This is a genomic window from Stakelama pacifica (assembly GCF_004361835.1).
Classification (GTDB): domain Bacteria; phylum Pseudomonadota; class Alphaproteobacteria; order Sphingomonadales; family Sphingomonadaceae; genus Sphingomonas; species Sphingomonas pacifica.
Map to the genome: position 1 here is coordinate 529,340 of NZ_SNWD01000001.1, position 17,317 is coordinate 546,656.

The window sequence follows — 17,317 nt, forward strand, 5'->3', positions numbered from 1 at the left end:
CGGAATTTAACGGCCTTTTTGCTAACACTGGCAGGTAGACATTCTCCTTAACGCGTTAATATTGATAGGTATTTGTTATTTTATCGCGGCTATTCATTCGACCGCCGGGGTGACAGAGCGCCGCTATACCTTCTTCACTTCGAAAGTAACATGCACGCGCTGGCGCTATGGCCGGTAGCCAATTACCACCGTTAACGCTATCAATGCGGATGCTGATAAGAGAGAGGAACCGATGGCCGCACTTGTTCTGAACCCCGACCGGCTGTTTCCCGCCGATCCCGGTACGCGCGCAATCGCACGGCGCCTCTATGACGCTATCCGCGATCTGCCGATCATCAGCCCGCACGGCCATACCGACCCTGTCTGGTTTGATCGCAACGAACCCTTTGGGGATGCGGCCAGCCTGCTCATCATTCCCGATCATTATGTCTTTCGCATGTTGTTCAGCCAGGGGGTGAAGCTCGAAGATCTCGGCGTTCCGCGCGTCGACGGCGGCCCGGTCGAAAGCGATCATCGCGCAATCTGGCGGCGTTTCGCCGAAAATTACTATTTGTTTCGGGGCACACCCTCGCGCATGTGGCTCGACTGGGTCTTTTCCGAGCTGTTCGGCATGACCGAGATCCTGTCGAGCAAGAATGCCGACAGCTATTATGATGCGATCGGTGAAGCGCTTGCGTCCGACGCATTTCGTCCCCGCGCTCTTTATGAACGGTTCAATATCGAAGCGATCGCGACGACCGAAAGCGCGCTCGATCCGCTCGATCATCATCGCGCGATCGGCAAAAGCGGCTGGAAAGGGCGGATCGTCACCACCTATCGTCCCGATGCGGTCGTCGATCCCGATTATGAAGGCTTTGCCGAGAATGTCGCCGAACTGGGCCGGATCACCGGAGAGGACGTTACGAGCTGGACGGGATATCTGAACGCCCATCGCAATCGCCGCCGCTATTTCCGCGAAACGGGCGGCGCGACCGCGACCGATCACGGCCATCCGACCGCCACGACCGCCGATCTTTCCCAGGCCGAAGCGGAAGCCTTATATGCCACCATCCGGTCTGGCGACTTTACCCCTGCGCAAGCGGAGCTGTTCCGCGGTCAGATGCTCACCGAAATGGCGCGGATGAGCATCGAGGACGGGATGGTGCTGCAAATCCATCCCGGTGCGCATCGCAATCACAATAGCATGGTCATGGCACGTTTCGGCCGCGACAAGGGCGCCGATATTCCGACCCAGACCGAATATGTGAAGGCGCTTCAACCGCTGCTCAGCCGCTATGGCTCGGACCCGGCACTTACCATCGTGATCTTCACGCTCGATGAGGACAGCTATAGCCGCGAACTTGCCCCGCTCGCCGGGCATTATCCGGCGCTGAAACTGGGGCCGCCCTGGTGGTTCCATGACAGCCCGGAGGGGATGCGCCGTTTCCGCGAGCGGGCGACCGAAACCGCCGGTTTCTACAACACGGTCGGGTTTAACGACGATACGCGCGCTTTTCTGTCGATTCCCGCGCGGCACGATGTCGCCCGGCGGATGGACTGCACGTTTCTGGCCCGGCTGGTCGCCGAACACCGCCTGCCCGAAGATGAAGCGGCAGAGGTCGCGCATGCGCTGACCTATGGGCTCGTCAAAAAGGCATATCGGCTGTGATGCGGCTGAACATGGCAGTATCGGGCGATCTCGACGACAAGGTCGCCCTCCCCGGCTATGACCGTGCGAAGGTCCGGCCCGGCGTGGTCCATCTGGGCGTGGGCGCGTTTCACCGCGCGCATCAGGCGGCGATCTTCGACGCAGCGTTGCGTAGCGGCGATCTGCGCTGGGGCATTGTCGGCGTATCGCTTCGCTCGGCCGGGGTGCGCGATCAGCTGGCGCCGCAGGACGGCCTGTATACGCTGGTAGTTCGTGAGGGCGATGAGCAGCAGCTTCGGATCATCGGCGCGGTTGCGGATATGCTCGTCGCGCCCGAAGATCCCGCTGCCGTGGTTGCCGCGCTGGCCGCTGCCGATACGCATCTCGTCACGCTGACCGTCACGGAGAAGGGCTATAAGCTCGACCCGTCCAGCGGTAGTCTTCGCGAGGACGATAGCGATGTCGCCGCCGATCTTGCCAGTCTCGCCGCGCCGCGCACCGCGCCCGGCTTCATCGTCGCGGCACTGGCGAAGCGCCGCGCGGCGGGCCTCCTCCCCTTCACTGCGATCAGCTGCGACAATCTGCCGCACAATGGCGGGCGGCTGAAACAGGCAGTGCTCACCATGGCGCGCGCGCATGATGCCACGCTTGCCGACTGGATCGAAGCGAACGGCGCCTTTCCGCAGACCATGGTCGATCGCATCGTTCCGGCGACCACGGACGAGGATATCGCCGCGCTTGCCGCCACGCTGGGCGTCGAGGATCGCGGCATGGTGAAGACCGAACCTTTTTGCCAATGGGTGATCGAGGATCATTTCGCGGGCGAGCGGCCCGATTTCGCAGCGCTTGGCGTGCAGCTGACCAAAGCGGTACCGCCCTGGGAGGATGCCAAGCTACGCCTTCTCAACGGCGCGCATTCGGGCCTTGCTTATCTGGGCGGCCTCGCCGGAATCGATTTTGTCGATCAGATGGTGGCGCGCGACGATGCCCGACATTTTGTCGAAACCCTATGGGATGAAGCGCAGACCACGCTTTCGCCGCCGCCGGGGCTCGATATCGCATCCTATCGCAAGGCGCTGATGGCGCGTTTCGCCAATTCGGCGCTTCAGCACCGCACCCGGCAGATCGCGATGGACGGGTCGCAAAAGCTGCCGCAACGCCTGCTCGCGCCGATTGCGGCGCGGCAGGAAGCGGGAGCTTCCTCGCCCGCGCTTTGTCTTGCCGTCGCGGCATGGATGCGCTGGCAGGGCGGGGTCGAGGATTCCGGCGCTCGCTATACGGTCGATGATCCGCTGGCCGATCGCACCGCTTCGGCGCTTGCCGGATGCGGTTCGACTGAAGAGCGGGTCGATGCGCTGCTGACGATCGACTCCATTTTTCCGAAAGCGCTCGCCGCCGATAGCGGGTTTCGCGCCGATGTGACGCAATGGCTCAATATTCTGGAAAACGAAGGCGCGCTTGCGGCGCTTTCGCGCGTTTAAGGGGACGAAGGGGCAGCTACGGAGCTTTTCCCGGCTGCCCCTGCTCGCTTGAAGAGCAGCGGCAGGATTCCCTCGGGACCGGCCCATCGCCCGGGCCTGCGACAATTGCTGGACAGCGTTCGGATGCGTTTCGCCCCGGAGAGCACAGCCTGCGTGTGAATAGTAACAGGAGGTGTCGAAGCGGGAGGCGCAGCCCCGCTTCCCGAGCTCAGTTCTTGCGCACCAGCTCTTCGTTGATGACCAGCGCTACCAGCGTCAGTACCGCGCCGGACAGCAGATACCCGCCCGCCGCAAGCAGGCCGAAATTGGTCGCCAGCCACAGCGCCGCCAGCGGCGCAAAGCCCGCACCGAACAGCCAGGCAAGGTCGGATGTCAGCGCGGAGCTGGTATAGCGCGCGGTGCCCGCGAAATTGGAAGCGACCGCGCCCGAGCTCTGACCGAAAGAGAGGCCGAGCAGGATAAAACCGATAATCATATAGATGATTTCACCGGCATTGCCTGCATCGAGCATCTGCGGCGCGAAACCGCTGAACACTGCGATCGCCGCAGCCCCTGCCCCGAGCAGCGCCCGCCGCCCGAAGCGATCGGCGAGATAGCCCGATGCGATGATCGCAGCCACGCCGAAAACGCCCGCCACCGCCTCGATCAGCAGGAAGCGCGACGGGACTTCGCGAGTGAAGAGGAAAATCCACGACAGCGGAAACACCGTGACCATATGGAACAGCGCGAAGCTGGCGAGGGGAGCGAAGGCACCGATGATGATGTTGCGTCCTTCCTTGCGAACGGTGGGGAGCACCGGCGCAGGCTGAAGCTCGCGGCTTTCGAACAAATGGGCGTAATCGGGGGTGCTGACGATGCGGAGCCGCGCGAACAGCGCCACCACGTTGATCGCGAAGGCAACGAAGAAGGGATAGCGCCAGCCCCAGCTGAGGAAGTCGCCTGCCGACAGCGTGCCCACAAAATAGGCGAACAGCGCGCTTGCCACGATCATGCCGATCGGCGCGCCGAGCTGCGGCACCATGGCATACCAGCCACGCCGGTTTTCCGGCACGTTCAGCGCCAGCAGCGATGCGAGCCCGTCCCATGCGCCGCCCAGCGCCAGCCCCTGACCGATGCGAAACAGCGCCAGCAGCGCAATCGCCCACCAGCCGACATCATTATAGGACGGCAGGAACGCGACACCGACGGTCGAGATCCCCAGCATAAACAATGCCACGGTCAGCTTAGTGGCCCGACCGTGATTGCGGTCGATCGCCATGAAGATCAGCGATCCGATCGGACGCGAGATAAAGGCCAGCGCAAACAGAGCGAAGGAATACAGCGTTCCGGTGAGCGGATCGGCGAAGGGGAAGATCAGCGCGGGGAAGACAAGCACCGATGCGATCGCGAACACGAAGAAATCGAAAAATTCCGACGTGCGACCGATAATCACGCCGATCGCGATTTCACCGGGCGCAACCTTGTGATCGCGCGCGTTCAGCCGGCGGGCATCCCGTTCCATACGCTCAGAATTCAACGCCTCTTCCACCATCTAAATCTGCTCCGGGCGGACGTCACGAAGCACGATTTCCCTGCCCGCGACAACCACCATTTTAAAAATTCATTGTGCCGTATAGCGCGTCTTGCTGCAGCGCGGGATTGGACAAAATGTCCAATGTCGCACTGCGGCGACATCCTTTAGATACCGGGACCATGACACCTTCTTCGTTTTCCCGCACGCGAGGCCGCCTGCTCGCGTCGCTTGCCGCAATCGGCCTGCTGCCGCTGCTCAGCGGATGCAACGCCGTGGTATTGAGCCCCTCGGGCGATGTGGCGCAGCAGCAGCGCGATCTGATCCTGATCGCAACGGCGCTGATGCTGCTCATCATCATCCCTGTGATGGTGCTGACAGTTATTTTCGCGCGCAAATATCGCGCCGGCAACGAAGCGACCGAAGACGAATATGATCCTGACTGGGACCATTCGACCGGGCTTGAGCTGCTGATCTGGTCGGCGCCGCTGCTGATCATCATCTGCCTTGGCGCAGTGACCTGGACCAGCACGCACCGGCTCGATCCCTATCGGCCGATCGAGCGGTTGCAGCCGGGCCGCGATGTCGCGAAGGATGCGAAGCCGCTCGACATTCAGGTAGTGTCGCTCGACTGGAAATGGCTCTTCATTTATCCCGAATATGGCATTGCCACGGTGAATGAGGTTGCAGCTCCGGTCGATCGTCCGATCACCTTCCACCTCACCTCCTCCTCGGTGATGAACGCCTTCTACGTCCCCGCGCTGGCCGGCATGATCTACACCATGCCGAGCATGGAGACGAAGCTGAACGCGGTCATCAACAAACCGGGCGATTATGAAGGTATGAGCGCCAATTTCAGCGGCGACGGCTTTTCGCACATGCGCTTCCGCTTCCATGGCCTCAGCAACGAGCAGTTCGGCCAGTGGATTGCGAGCGCGAAGCAGTCGGGGCGCAAGCTCGATCGGGCCGATTATATGAAGCTCGCCCAGCCAAGCGAAGACGTTCCCGTGATCCGCTTTTCGGGCGTGGCGCCGGATCTCTACGACAAGGTGGTCAATAATTGCGTCGCGCCGGGCTCGGTCTGCATGCGCGATATGATGGCAGCCGATGCTGCCACTGCAGCGGGTGAGAAGATCGATGGCAAGGGCATGAAGATGCGCGGCATGGACATGACCCATCCCGATCACGCTGATGATACTGCGTCGGTGCTGCCCCTGCGCGGGGCCGGGCTTACGCCGCCGAACCGTCGGGAAGGCCCGCAAATGACGGCCGACAACGAACCCATGGCGCCTGTCGCCGACAAACTTTGAAGCTGGTAACCATAATGTCCCACGCTCCCCTCACCGTTGATCCGATCTTCGGACGGCTGACGCTGCATTCGCTGCCGTTCCACGAACCGATCCTCGTCATCACCTTTATCGGCGTTGTCCTGGGCGGCGCTGCCGTCCTGGGTGCCATCACCTATTTCAAATGGTGGGGCATGTTGTGGCGCGAATGGTTCACGTCGATCGATCATAAGCGGATCGGCGTGATGTATATCGTTCTCGGGCTCATCATGCTGCTGCGCGGCTTTGCCGACGCGCTGATGATGCGCGCGCAACAGGCGATGGCGTTCGGCGACAATGCCGGATATCTGCCGCCCGAACATTATAACCAGATTTTCACGGCGCACGGCGTCATCATGATCTTCTTCGTGGCGATGCCTCTGGTGACGGGTCTGATGAACTATGTCGTGCCGCTGCAGATCGGCGCGCGCGACGTGTCGTTCCCGTTCCTCAACAATTTCAGCTTCTGGATGACGGCTGCGGGCGCGGTCATCACCATGATCTCGCTGTTTATCGGGGAATATGCGCGCACCGGATGGCTGGCTTTCCCGCCGCTTTCAGGAATTAACGCAAGTCCAGGTGTCGGTGTCGATTATTATATCTGGGGATTGCAGATAGCAGGCATCGGCACGTTGCTTTCGGGGGTAAACCTGATCGCGACGATCCTGAAAATGCGCGCACCGGGCATGACCATGATGAAGATGCCGGTCTTCACCTGGACGTCGCTCGCGACCAATATTCTGATCGTCGCGTCCTTCCCGATCCTGACGGTCGTTCTCGCGCTGCTCAGCCTTGACCGCTATGTCGGCACGGAGTTTTTCACGAACACGCTGGGCGGCAACCCGATGATGTATGTGAACATGATCTGGATCTGGGGCCACCCGGAAGTGTACATCCTGATCCTGCCCGCATTCGGTGTGTTTTCGGAAGTCGTCTCGACCTTTTCGGGCAAGCGCCTGTTCGGCTATTCCTCGATGGTCTATGCGACGATCGTTATCGCGATCCTCGCTTATCTGGTCTGGCTGCACCATTTCTTCACCATGGGTTCGGGTGCCAGCGTCAACAGCTTTTTCGGCATCACGACGATGATCATCTCGATCCCGACGGGTGCGAAGATCTTCAACTGGCTGTTCACCATGTATCGCGGGCGCATCCGTTTTGAGCTGCCGATGATGTGGACGATTGCCTTCATGCTGACCTTCGTCATTGGCGGCATGACTGGCGTTCTGCTCGCCGTGCCGCCTGCCGATTTCGTACTGCACAATTCGCTCTTCCTGATCGCACATTTCCACAATGTGATCATCGGCGGCGTGGTGTTCGGCATGTTCGCCGGAATCAACTATTGGTGGCCGAAGGCGATGGGGTTCAAGCTTGACGAGACATGGGGCAAGCGCTCCTTCTGGCTGTGGGTGATCGGTTTCTATTTCGCCTTCATGCCCCTCTATGTGCTCGGCCTGATGGGCGTCACCCGCCGGTTGCAGCATTTCGACGATCCGTCTTTGCAAATCTGGTTCATCATCGCCGCGTTCGGTGCGGTGCTGATCGCCGGCGGCATTGCCTGCATGCTGATCCAGATCGCGGTGAGCATTCGCGATCGCAAAAAGAATGCCGATCTGACCGGCGATCCTTGGAACGGCCGTACGCTGGAATGGTCGACCTCCTCGCCCCCGCCCCAGTATAACTTTGCCTTCACGCCGGTCGTGCATGACAGCGAAGCGTGGTGGGATATGAAGCGGAGCAACTATGCCCGCCCGATCGAAGGGTTTCAGGATATCCATATGCCACGCAACACCCCGACCGGCATCATCCTTGCCGGGATCAGCGTGGCGTTCGGTTTTGCCATGGTCTGGCATATCTGGTGGCTGGCTGCGATCACCTTTGTCGGCATGGCCGTGGTGGCGATCGGGCATACGTTCAATTATGACCGCGACTATTACATCCCCGCGCGGGAAGTGGCGGAAACCGAAGCGGCGCGTACCCGCATGCTGACGGCGCAGGGCTGAATATCATGAGCACGACACAATCGCTTTACGACGGCGACCGGCCGCTCTTCCACTTGCCGGAAGAGCCGCATCACCCCGACGGCCACAGCACGATGCTGGGCTTCTGGATCTATCTGATGAGCGACTGCCTGCTCTTTGCAGGACTGTTCGCGATGTATGCAACGGCGAGTGAAAGCTTCGCCGGGGGGCCGGGGCCGAAAGAGCTGTTCGAACTGCCGCTCGTGGCGCTCAACACCGCGATGCTGCTCTTCTCCTCGATCACCTATGGTTTTGCGATGCTGGCCATGGCGAAGGGCAATAAGAGCAACACGCTGCTCTGGCTCGCGATCACCGGCCTGTTCGGCGCGGCGTTCCTGTCGATCGAGATGTACGAGTTCTCGCACCTCATTCATGAAGGTGCGACGCCGCAATCGAGTGCGTTCCTGTCCTCTTTCTTCGCGCTGGTCGGGACGCACGGTCTGCACGTCACGATCGGTATCATCTGGCTGGTGACGCTGATGGTTCAGGTCGCGCGCAAGGGTCTGATCCAGGCCAATCAGCGCCGCCTGATGTGCCTCAGCATGTTCTGGCATTTCCTCGACGTCGTGTGGATCGGCGTTTTCACCTTTGTTTATCTGATGGGAGTCGCCCGATGAGCGCTACCCCGACCGAACATCATGCGCATGACGCGCATCATGATGAGCTCGAAATGCCGCACGGGTCGTTTAAGGATTATATGATCGGCTTCGTGCTGTCGGTGATCCTGACGGCCATTCCCTTTGCGCTGGTGATGACCGGCGTCCTCGACAAGGGCTCGACGATCGTCGCAATCTTCGCGCTCGGTATCGTCCAGATCTTCGTCCATATGGTCTATTTCCTCCATATGAACCTGAAGACCGAAAATGGCTGGTCGATGCTGGCGCTGATCTTCACCGTCGTCTTTGTGCTGATCACCCTCGCCGGGTCGATCTGGGTCATGTATCATATGAATACGAATATGATGCCGATGACTCCGCGTCAGGCAGCCGTCCAGTTCGGCGGATGACCCGAAGCCGGATCGGCTTTGCGTTCCTGCTGGCGCTGCTCGCGCTGGCCTTTGCCGGGTTCGTTGCGCTCGGTATCTGGCAGGTCCATCGCCTGCACTGGAAAGAGGCGCTGATCGCCCGTGTCGATTCGCGGGTGACGGCGCCTCCGGTGCCTGCCCCGCCCCCGCGGGAATGGCCGGACGTCACCGCGGGCAACGCGGAATATCGTCATGTCCGCCTGACCGGCCATTATATTCGCGGCCGCGACACGCTGGTTCAGGCGTCGACCGATCTCGGTTCGGGCTTTTGGGTTTTGACGCCGTTCAAAAGCGATCGCGGCTTTGTGGCGCTCGTCAATCGGGGCTTTGTGCCCGATCGCGAAAGCATTGCGGCTCCCTCGGGCGAGCAACAGGTCACCGGCCTGTTGCGCATCGCCGAACCGGGCGGCGGATTCCTGCGATCGAACGATCCGGCGGCGGACCGCTGGTATTCGCGCGACGTGGCCGCCATTGCCAAAGCGCGCGGGCTGGGACGTATTGCCCCTTATTTCATCGATGCCGATCGCAATGCGAACGATGATAAGGGGCCGGTAGGCGGACTGACGGTAATCCGATTCCCGAACAATCATCTGAGCTATGCGATCACCTGGTTCGTGCTGGCAATCATGACGATCATCGGCGCAGCGGTGTTGATCCGGGAGCGGTTTCGGTCGCAAAAGGCCTGATGGCCGCCCCACCCCCGAAGCAGCGCGACCCCAGCGGGGTCGACAATATGCGTCAGCTCATCGCGCTGCGATGGCTGGCGATTACCGGCCAATATGCGACGATCCAGCTGGTTTTTTCGATTCTCGGCCTGCCGTTGCCGATTGTGAGCATGTTCGCCATTCTGGGCGGGCTGATCCTCCTCAATATCGCGAGCAGCGTGGCGGTGCGGCGCGGGCTGCGGGTGGGCGAGCGCGAATTGCTCGCAGCGCTGTCGATCGATGTCGCTGCGCTCACCGGGCTGCTCTATCTTTCCGGCGGCGCGACCAATCCGTTCGTATGGCTGTTGCTGATTCAGGTGGTGCTGGGCGCGGTATTGCTTCGCTTCTGGTCGGCATGCGTCATGGCAGCGGTCACCAGCGCTGCCTTCGCGCTGCTCGCCGTTGTCCATCATCCGCTCAGCCTGCCCGATGATATTTCGGTCGGGATGCTCGACCTGTATGTGCTTGGGTCGCTGATCAGCTTCGTGCTGGTCGCTGCGCTGCTGCTGCTCTTCGTCACGCGCATCAACCGCAATCTGCGCAGCCGCGATGCCCGGCTGGCGGCGATGCGGCAACAGGCAGCGGAGGAGGACCATATAGTGCGCATGGGCCTGCTCGCGTCGGGAGCGGCGCATGAACTCGGCACGCCGCTCGCCTCGCTGTCGGTCATTATCAATGACTGGGGGCGCGTTCCCAAGCTCGCTGACGACCCGGTGCTGGCCGAGGAGCTGAGCGATATGCGCGTCGCGGTCGAGCGCTGCAAGTCGATCGTCAGCGGCATCCTGATGTCGGCGGGCGATCCGCGCGGCGACCAGATCGCGATCACCACCGCTGCCGCCTTCTTCGCACAGGCGACCGGGGAATGGCGCGCACGCCATGGCGCAGATTCGCTCAGCTTCGACAATCATCTTTCGCGCGACCCCCGAATCGTGTCCGACAGCACGCTGAAACAGATTGTCTGGAATGTGCTCGACAATGCATGGGAGGCTTCGCAGCGACAGGTCGCGGTCCGGCTGGAGCAGGAAGGCGAGCGGCTGATGCTGACCGTGCGTGACAGCGGACCGGGATTCGATCCCGTCATTCTCGCCAATCTCGGCAAGCCCTACCAATCGACCAAGGGACGACGCGGCGGCGGGTTGGGCCTGTTTCTGGTGGTCAATGCGATGCGGAAAATGGGCGGCTGGGTGGATGCAGGCAACGCCGAGCGCGGGGGCGCGATTGTCACGCTGATCTGGCCGCTCGATATGCTGGAATGGAATGAGGACTGACGCGATGGCCGCCCCTGCCCTGCTGATCGTCGAGGATGACGAAGATTTCGCCCGGACGCTGAAGCGCTCGTTCGAGCGGCGCGGCTATGCGGTTTCGATTGCTACCTCGCTTAAGGCTGTCGAGGATCACCTGACCGCATCGGTGCCCGATTACGCCGTGGTCGATCTGAAGCTGGGAACCGATTCGGGGCTGGCCTGCGTCAAAATGCTCGCGGCGGAATCGCGCGATACGATCATCGTGGTGCTTACCGGCTATGCCAGCGTGGCAACGGCGGTCGAGGCGATCAAGCTGGGCGCTACCCATTACCTGCCCAAACCGTCGAACAGCGACGATATCGAGGCGGCATTCGGCCGTGCCGAGGGCGATATCGGCGTGTCGGTGGGCGAGCGCGAGACCAAATCGGTCAAGACGCGCGAATGGGAAATCATTCATCAGACGCTTGCGGACACGGGCTTCAACATCTCCGAAACCGCGCGGCGGCTCGGCATGCATCGGCGCACGCTTGCCCGAAAGCTGGAAAAGCGGCGCATCGAATAATTGCCGATGTTCCGGTCGATGCGTTGCCGGTGATTGACAGCTGCCCGTCGAAACCGTCATTGATACCGCTATCAAGCGCATCGATAAGCGTAATGGAGAACGGGATGCTGAAAAGACGCGCATGGCGCGGCATGATGGGCGCGGTGCTGGCGGGGTTCGTACTGGCCGCCACCCCTGCGGCTGCACAGGACAAGCCCCATTGGGTGGGCAGCTGGGCCGCGGCGCAACAAACGCCCGAACCGCACAATGCCCTGCCGCAGGAAATGCTGAGCGATGCAACGCTGCGGCAGATCATCCGCACCTCGATCGGCGGCAAGGTGCTGCGCGTGCAGGTCTCGAACGCGTTCGGCACCGAACCGCTCACGATCGACGGCGCTCATGTCGCTCGCTCTGCCGATCCCGCCAGCGCGCGGATCGTCGCGGGGAGCGATCATGCGCTGACCTTTGACGGCAAATCGAACGTCGTCATTCCGGCGGGCGCATCCTATTGGTCGGACCCGGTCAATATGCCGGTCGATCCGCTTTCCAGCCTCGCGGTGACGCTGCATTTACCCAAGGCGCCTTCGGGGCAGACCGGCCATCCCGGCTCGCGCGCCACCAGCTATGTCGCGGCGGGGTCGCATCTTGGCGACACCAATCTGCCGGAAGCAAAAACAGTGGACCATTGGTATCAGCTGGCCGGGCTGGCGGTCAGCGCTTCGCCCATGGCGCGTGCCATCGTGACGCTGGGCGATTCGATCACCGACGGGCATGGCGCCACGACCAACGGCAATGATCGCTGGCCCGATCGTCTCGCCGAACGGTTGCAGGCGAACCCGGCGACACGCGACATATCGGTGCTTAATCTGGGCATCGGCGGCAACCGCATTCTGAACGACGGCCTCGGCCCCAATGCGCTTGCCCGGTTCGATCGCGACGTGCTTGCCCAGCCGGGCGTGCGCTATCTGATCGTGCTGGAGGGCATCAACGATCTCGGCACGCTCACCCGCGAAGCGCCGGTGGGCGCGGACGAACATGCGGCGCTTTCCGACCGGATGATCGGCGCGCTGAAACAGATCGTCCTGCGCGCCCGCATGCACGGCGTGAAGGCGATCGGCGCGACGATCATGCCCGACGGCGCGTCGGGCTATTATCATCCCGACGCCATGAATGAGGCTGACCGGCGCAAGGTGAATGCGTGGATCCGCAAGCCCGGCAATTTCGACGCGGTGATCGACTTCGCGAAGCTGACTGCCGATCCGAAAGACCCCACGCGATTGGCCCCCAAATTCGATTCGGGCGACGGGCTGCACCCCGGTCCGCAAGGATATCGCGCCATGGCCGATTCCATCCCGTTGGAATTGTTCGGGGACGCACAATAAAGAGCCCACTTACCGCACTGCGTCATGAGACAATGCTTGACGCTATGTCGTTCGCATATTTACGTTATCGCTAACAAAGAAAGGCAGGCAAGGGTGACCGAGAGCGATTGGAACAGGCTGGAAGCATCGCTTCCGGTCGATTGGCGCGATGCGACCCTGATCGGCCGCGCCGATCTGGGCGACGGCCCCTCCCCCATCATGGTCGTCGGCGGAACGGCGTATGATATGAGCGGCGTCGCGCCGACCGTATCGATGCTGATCGAAGGCGGAAAGACCGATACCGCTGCCGGCAAATCGCTGGGGCCGCTCGAAGATCTCGGCCTGTCGGCATCGCCCGACGCGCCGTATCGTCTGCTCAGCCCGATCGACCTGCAATGCGTGAAGGCAGCAGGCGTGACCTTCGCCATCTCCGCGATCGAGCGGGTGATCGAGGAACGCGCCCGCGGCGACTCGAGCGCTGCGCTCGCCATCCGCGAAAAGCTGGAAAGCGTTATCGGCGGATCGATCCGCTCGGTCGTTCCCGGCTCCGAAGAAGCCATGGCGCTTAAAGCCTCGTTGATCGAGGACGGGATGTGGTCGCAATATCTCGAAGTCGCCATCGGTCCGGATGCGGAGATTTTCAGCAAGGGCGCCGCTTTGTCGACCGTCGGCTGGGGCGCGGAAATCGGCGTTCGCTCCGATTCCGACTGGAACAATCCGGAGCCGGAGGTCGCGCTGCTCGCCGATGCACATGGCAATCCGGTCGGCGCGACGCTGGGCAATGACGTCAATCTGCGCGATTTCGAAGGACGCTCGGCGCTGCTGCTCAGCAAGGCGAAGGACAATAATGCATCGGCCTCGCTCGGGCCGTTCGTTCGCCTGTTCGATAGCGGCTTCACCATGGACGATGTCCGCACGTGCGAGGTCACGCTGAAAATCGAGGGCGAGGACGGCTATGTGCTGGACGGCGTCAGTTCGATGTCCGAAATCAGCCGCGATCCCACCGACCTGATGCGTCAGGCGATGAGCGAGCATCATTATCCCGACGGGTTCATCCTGTTCCTCGGCACGCTGTTTGCGCCGGTTCAGGATCGCGACACGCCGGGGCGCGGTTTCACGCACAAGATCGGCGATGTGGTGACGATCCGCTCCCCCCGGCTCGGCGCGCTGGTCAATCGGGTGACCACTTCGAAGGATGCGCCGCCCTGGACCATGGGTATCGGCGCGCTGATGACCAATCTTTCGCGCCGCGGACTGCTGGCCGATTGACCTTTACGGTCATGACGGGCAACCATCCATCATATTTGTAAGACATATCCGAGTGTTCAGGAGACCAAATTGTCCAACGGCCGCGCAGTCTATCCCAGCCTTGAAAATAAGAGCGTATTGATCACCGGCGGCGGGTCGGGAATCGGCGCCGGGCTGGTCGAGGCCTTTGTGGCGCAGGGCTGCCGCGTCTGGTTTCTCGACATTGCCCGCGAGGCGAGCGAGGCGCTGGTCGCCCACCTTTCGCCTGACGCTCGCCATGCCCCGGTCTTTCGCGAATGCGATATTACCAATCTCGACGAGTTTCGCTCGGTGATCGCCGAAATCGACAGCGAAACGCAGGGCGTCGATATCCTGATCAATAACGCCGCGAACGACGATCGTCATGCGATCGAGGATGTTACGCCGGAATATTGGGATGAGCGGATGGCGGTCAATCTGCGCCACCAATTCTTCGCAACTCAGGCAGTGGTGCCGTCAATGCGGCGTGCGGGCGGCGGTGCGATCATCAATATGGGATCGATCAGCTGGCATCTCGGCCTGCCCGATCTGGTTCTGTATCAGACCGCCAAGGGCGCGATCGAGGGGATGACACGCGCGCTCGCCCGCGATCTCGGCCGCGACAAAATCCGGGTGAACACTATCGTTCCGGGCAACGTGAAAACGCCGCGTCAGGAAAAATGGTACACGCCCGAGGGCGAGGCGGAGATCGTCGCTGCCCAGTGCCTCGACGGACGCCTGCTGCCGAAGGACATTGCCGCAATGGCGCTGTTCCTGGCCTCGGACGATGCTGCGCTGATCACTGCGCATGATTATTTCGTCGATGCGGGCTGGCGCTGACGCCATGACGATCATCCCGGAATCGATCCATGCAGCAGCTGCCCTGCTCGGCGAAGGCCCGGTGTGGGTGGAGCGAGACAAGGCCTTATGGTTCGTCGATATCAAATCGCATCATCTCCACCGGCTTGACGTCACGAGCGGTACCGCGTCGCGCTGGGACGCGCCGGGCGAGATCGGCTGGGTACTGCCGTCGGACGAGGGTGCCTTTCTCTCCGGGCTGGCGGACGGGCTGTATCGGTTCGACCCGCGTGCCGGCACCTTCACCCATTTATGTGAAGTCGAACCATCACGCCCCGGCAATCGGCTGAACGATGCCGCCGTGGATCCTTCGGGCCGCGTCTGGTTCGGCAGCATGGACAATGCCGAAGCCGTGCAGACCGGGCATCTTTTCCGCTTCGATCGCGGCATGATCAGCGATACCGGCGTTGCGCCGGTTACGATCACCAACGGCCCCGCAATCGCACCGGACGGGCAGACGCTGCACGCGGTGGACACGCTCGGTCGGCGGATCGACAGCTATACGATCGATGAAGACGGGTCGTTGCGCGACAAGCGCTGCTTTGTCGCCTTTGGCGACGACGTACAGGGCCACCCCGACGGCGCGATCTGCGATTCCGAAGGCGGGGTGTGGGTCGGTTTCTTCGGGGGATGGGCGGCACGGCGCTATGACGCGAAGGGAAATCTGACGCATAAAGTCGACTTTCCGGTCGCCAATATCACCAAGATCGCGCTCGGCGGAGCGGACGGACGCGACGCATACGCAACGACAGCGCGTAAAGGGCTGGACGAAGCGGAACTTAATCGCCAACCACTGGCGGGGAATATTTTCCATTTTCGGGCGGATGTGCCGGGGGTTACGGTCACGCCTGTGAAGATGGAGTGATAGGGCACGGCACCGCAAAGGTGCCGTTAGGGAGTGATGCGGGAATGAATATGGCAACCATGGGAGAGGAGCGCCTCAACCGCGGTCTGATCGCGTTGATCGTGATCGTCGCGACGATCGGCGGCTTCATGTTCGGATATGATTCGGGGGTTATCAACGGGACCCAGGACGGGCTGAAAGCCGCCTTCGGTCTGGGCGAGGTCGGGCTCGGCATTGCGGTCGCTGCGCTGCTTCCGGGCTGTGCGGTCGGCGCGTTCATGGCGGGGCGGCTTGCCGACACGATGGGTCGCCGCAACGTGATGATGCTCTCGGCGCTGGTCTTCATCATCAGCGCGCTGATCGCGGGCGCAGCGCCCTCGTCGATCGTCTTCATCCTGTCGCGCGTGGCGGCCGGGCTCGCAGTGGGCGCGGCAAGCGTGCTCGCCCCGGTATATATCAGCGAAGTGACGCCCGCGGCCATTCGCGGTCGGCTCGCCACGCTGCAGCAGATCATGATCATCAGCGGGCTGACCGGTGCGTTCCTCGTCAACTACTGGCTGGCGAGCACGGCGGGACACTCTACCGCGATTTTCTGGATGGGCTATCCGGCATGGCGCTGGATGTTCTGGGCACAGGTCATTCCGGCGGGTATCTATCTGCTGACGCTGTTCCTTATCCCCGACAGCCCGCGCTTCCTTGTGATGCGCGGCAAATATGCCGAGGCGGAGGATGTGCTGGGCCGCATTCTGGGTCGCGGCGTCGCCAAGCAGAAGACTGACGAAATCCGCGCCTCGCTGGCACAGGATCAGCATCGCCCGCGTCTGTCGGACCTGCTGGACAAGAATACCGGCAAGGTGCGCAAGATCGTCTGGGCGGGCATCGGCCTTGCCGTGTTCCAGCAGTTCGTCGGCATCAACATCGTCTTTTATTACGGATCGGTGCTCTGGCAGTCGGTCGGTTTCAGCGAAAACGATTCGCTGCTGATTAATATTCTGTCCGGAACGCTGTCGATCCTCGCCTGCATCATCGCGGTGTTCACAGTCGACAAGGTCGGACGCAAGCCGCTGCTGCTGATCGGTTCGGCGGGCATGACGGTAACGCTGGCCGTGGTCGCGGCGATGTTCTCGACCGGAAGTCTGGTCAACGGTTCGCTTCAGCTGTCGGATTCGAACGGCACCATCGCACTGATCGCGGCCAATCTGTATGTGATCTTCTTCAATGCGAGCTGGGGCCCGGTGATGTGGGTGATGCTGGGCGAGATGTTCCCGAACCAGATCCGCGGGTCGGGGCTTGCCGTGTCGGGCTTCGCGCAATGGGCAGCGAATTTCGCGATCAGTGTCAGCTTCCCCGCGCTCGCCTCGGGGGTCGGCCTGCCGATCACCTATGGCTTTTATGCGGCAGCCGCTTTCATCTCGTTCTTCTTCGTTCGGTCGATGGTTCACGAAACCCGGGGCCGCGAACTGGAAGATATGAAAGGCTGAGAAACGAAAAAGGGGCAGCGGTTGTAACAT

The 17,317-nt window shown here is 61.8% G+C and carries 15 protein-coding genes; 14 read left to right on the forward strand and 1 reads right to left on the reverse strand.

The features are described from left to right. Positions 1-232 precede the first annotated feature (232 nt). Together uxaC and EV664_RS02395 are read left to right on the forward strand one after the other, a co-directional pair. Positions 233-1,648 carry a glucuronate isomerase gene (gene uxaC / locus EV664_RS02390; RefSeq protein ID WP_133494066.1) on the forward strand — a complete coding sequence of 472 codons (1,416 nt, stop codon included), beginning with the start codon at positions 233-235 and terminating at the stop codon, positions 1,646-1,648. Continuing rightward, entirely contained in the window at positions 1,645-3,108 is a 1,464-nt protein-coding gene (locus EV664_RS02395; protein WP_373287476.1) for a mannitol dehydrogenase family protein, read from the forward strand. Before uxaC ends, EV664_RS02395 begins: the two co-directional genes overlap by 4 nt. A gap of 208 nt (positions 3,109-3,316) precedes the next feature. On the opposite strand, the gene EV664_RS02400 is transcribed toward EV664_RS02395, so the two are convergent. Further along, positions 3,317-4,639 (reverse strand): MFS transporter, encoded by a 1,323-nt coding sequence (locus EV664_RS02400; protein WP_133494067.1) that lies wholly within the window; start codon positions 4,637-4,639, stop codon positions 3,317-3,319. Positions 4,640-4,800: 161 nt separating this feature from the next. Here EV664_RS02400 and cyoA point away from each other — a divergent pair, with 161 nt between their 5' ends. The 12 genes from cyoA to EV664_RS02460 all read left to right on the forward strand — a co-directional run bounded on the left by cyoA (position 4,801) and on the right by EV664_RS02460 (position 17,287). Then, complete coding sequence (gene cyoA / locus EV664_RS02405; RefSeq protein ID WP_133494068.1) at positions 4,801-5,928, forward strand: ubiquinol oxidase subunit II; 1,128 nt, start codon at positions 4,801-4,803, stop codon at positions 5,926-5,928. 14 nt (positions 5,929-5,942) lie between these two features. Then, positions 5,943-7,946 carry a cytochrome o ubiquinol oxidase subunit I gene (cyoB, locus tag EV664_RS02410; protein ID WP_133494069.1) on the forward strand — a complete coding sequence of 668 codons (2,004 nt, stop codon included), beginning with the start codon at positions 5,943-5,945 and terminating at the stop codon, positions 7,944-7,946. 5 nt (positions 7,947-7,951) lie between these two features. After that, positions 7,952-8,581, forward strand: coding sequence for a cytochrome o ubiquinol oxidase subunit III (cyoC, locus tag EV664_RS02415; protein WP_133494070.1), 630 nt, complete (start codon positions 7,952-7,954; stop codon positions 8,579-8,581). Next, the gene (gene cyoD / locus EV664_RS02420) at positions 8,578-8,970 is read left to right on the forward strand and encodes a cytochrome o ubiquinol oxidase subunit IV (protein WP_133494071.1); all 393 of its coding nucleotides are present in this window, start codon (positions 8,578-8,580) and stop codon (positions 8,968-8,970) included. The genes cyoC and cyoD overlap by 4 nt, the downstream gene beginning before the upstream one ends. Then, entirely contained in the window at positions 8,967-9,674 is a 708-nt protein-coding gene (locus EV664_RS02425) for an SURF1 family protein (RefSeq protein WP_133494072.1), read from the forward strand. Before cyoD ends, EV664_RS02425 begins: the two co-directional genes overlap by 4 nt. Then, the gene (locus tag EV664_RS02430) at positions 9,674-10,960 is read left to right on the forward strand and encodes an ATP-binding protein (protein WP_133494073.1); all 1,287 of its coding nucleotides are present in this window, start codon (positions 9,674-9,676) and stop codon (positions 10,958-10,960) included. The genes EV664_RS02425 and EV664_RS02430 overlap by 1 nt, the downstream gene beginning before the upstream one ends. Before the next feature lie 4 nt (positions 10,961-10,964). Further along, positions 10,965-11,498 (forward strand): response regulator transcription factor, encoded by a 534-nt coding sequence (locus EV664_RS02435; RefSeq protein ID WP_133494074.1) that lies wholly within the window; start codon positions 10,965-10,967, stop codon positions 11,496-11,498. 104 nt (positions 11,499-11,602) lie between these two features. Next, positions 11,603-12,859 (forward strand): SGNH/GDSL hydrolase family protein, encoded by a 1,257-nt coding sequence (locus tag EV664_RS02440; RefSeq protein ID WP_373287477.1) that lies wholly within the window; start codon positions 11,603-11,605, stop codon positions 12,857-12,859. A 93-nt stretch (positions 12,860-12,952) separates the two neighbouring features. Then, the gene (locus tag EV664_RS02445; RefSeq protein ID WP_133494075.1) at positions 12,953-14,107 is read left to right on the forward strand and encodes a fumarylacetoacetate hydrolase family protein; all 1,155 of its coding nucleotides are present in this window, start codon (positions 12,953-12,955) and stop codon (positions 14,105-14,107) included. A gap of 69 nt (positions 14,108-14,176) precedes the next feature. Next, complete coding sequence (xylB, locus tag EV664_RS02450) at positions 14,177-14,944, forward strand: D-xylose 1-dehydrogenase (protein WP_133494076.1); 768 nt, start codon at positions 14,177-14,179, stop codon at positions 14,942-14,944. 4 nt (positions 14,945-14,948) lie between these two features. Continuing rightward, on the forward strand, positions 14,949-15,827 hold the full coding sequence (locus tag EV664_RS02455) for an SMP-30/gluconolactonase/LRE family protein (RefSeq protein ID WP_133494077.1): 879 nt from the start codon (positions 14,949-14,951) through the stop codon (positions 15,825-15,827). Between the two features lie 50 nt (positions 15,828-15,877). Next, the gene (locus EV664_RS02460) at positions 15,878-17,287 is read left to right on the forward strand and encodes a sugar porter family MFS transporter (protein ID WP_133494078.1); all 1,410 of its coding nucleotides are present in this window, start codon (positions 15,878-15,880) and stop codon (positions 17,285-17,287) included. The last annotated feature ends 30 nt before the right edge of the window (positions 17,288-17,317 follow it).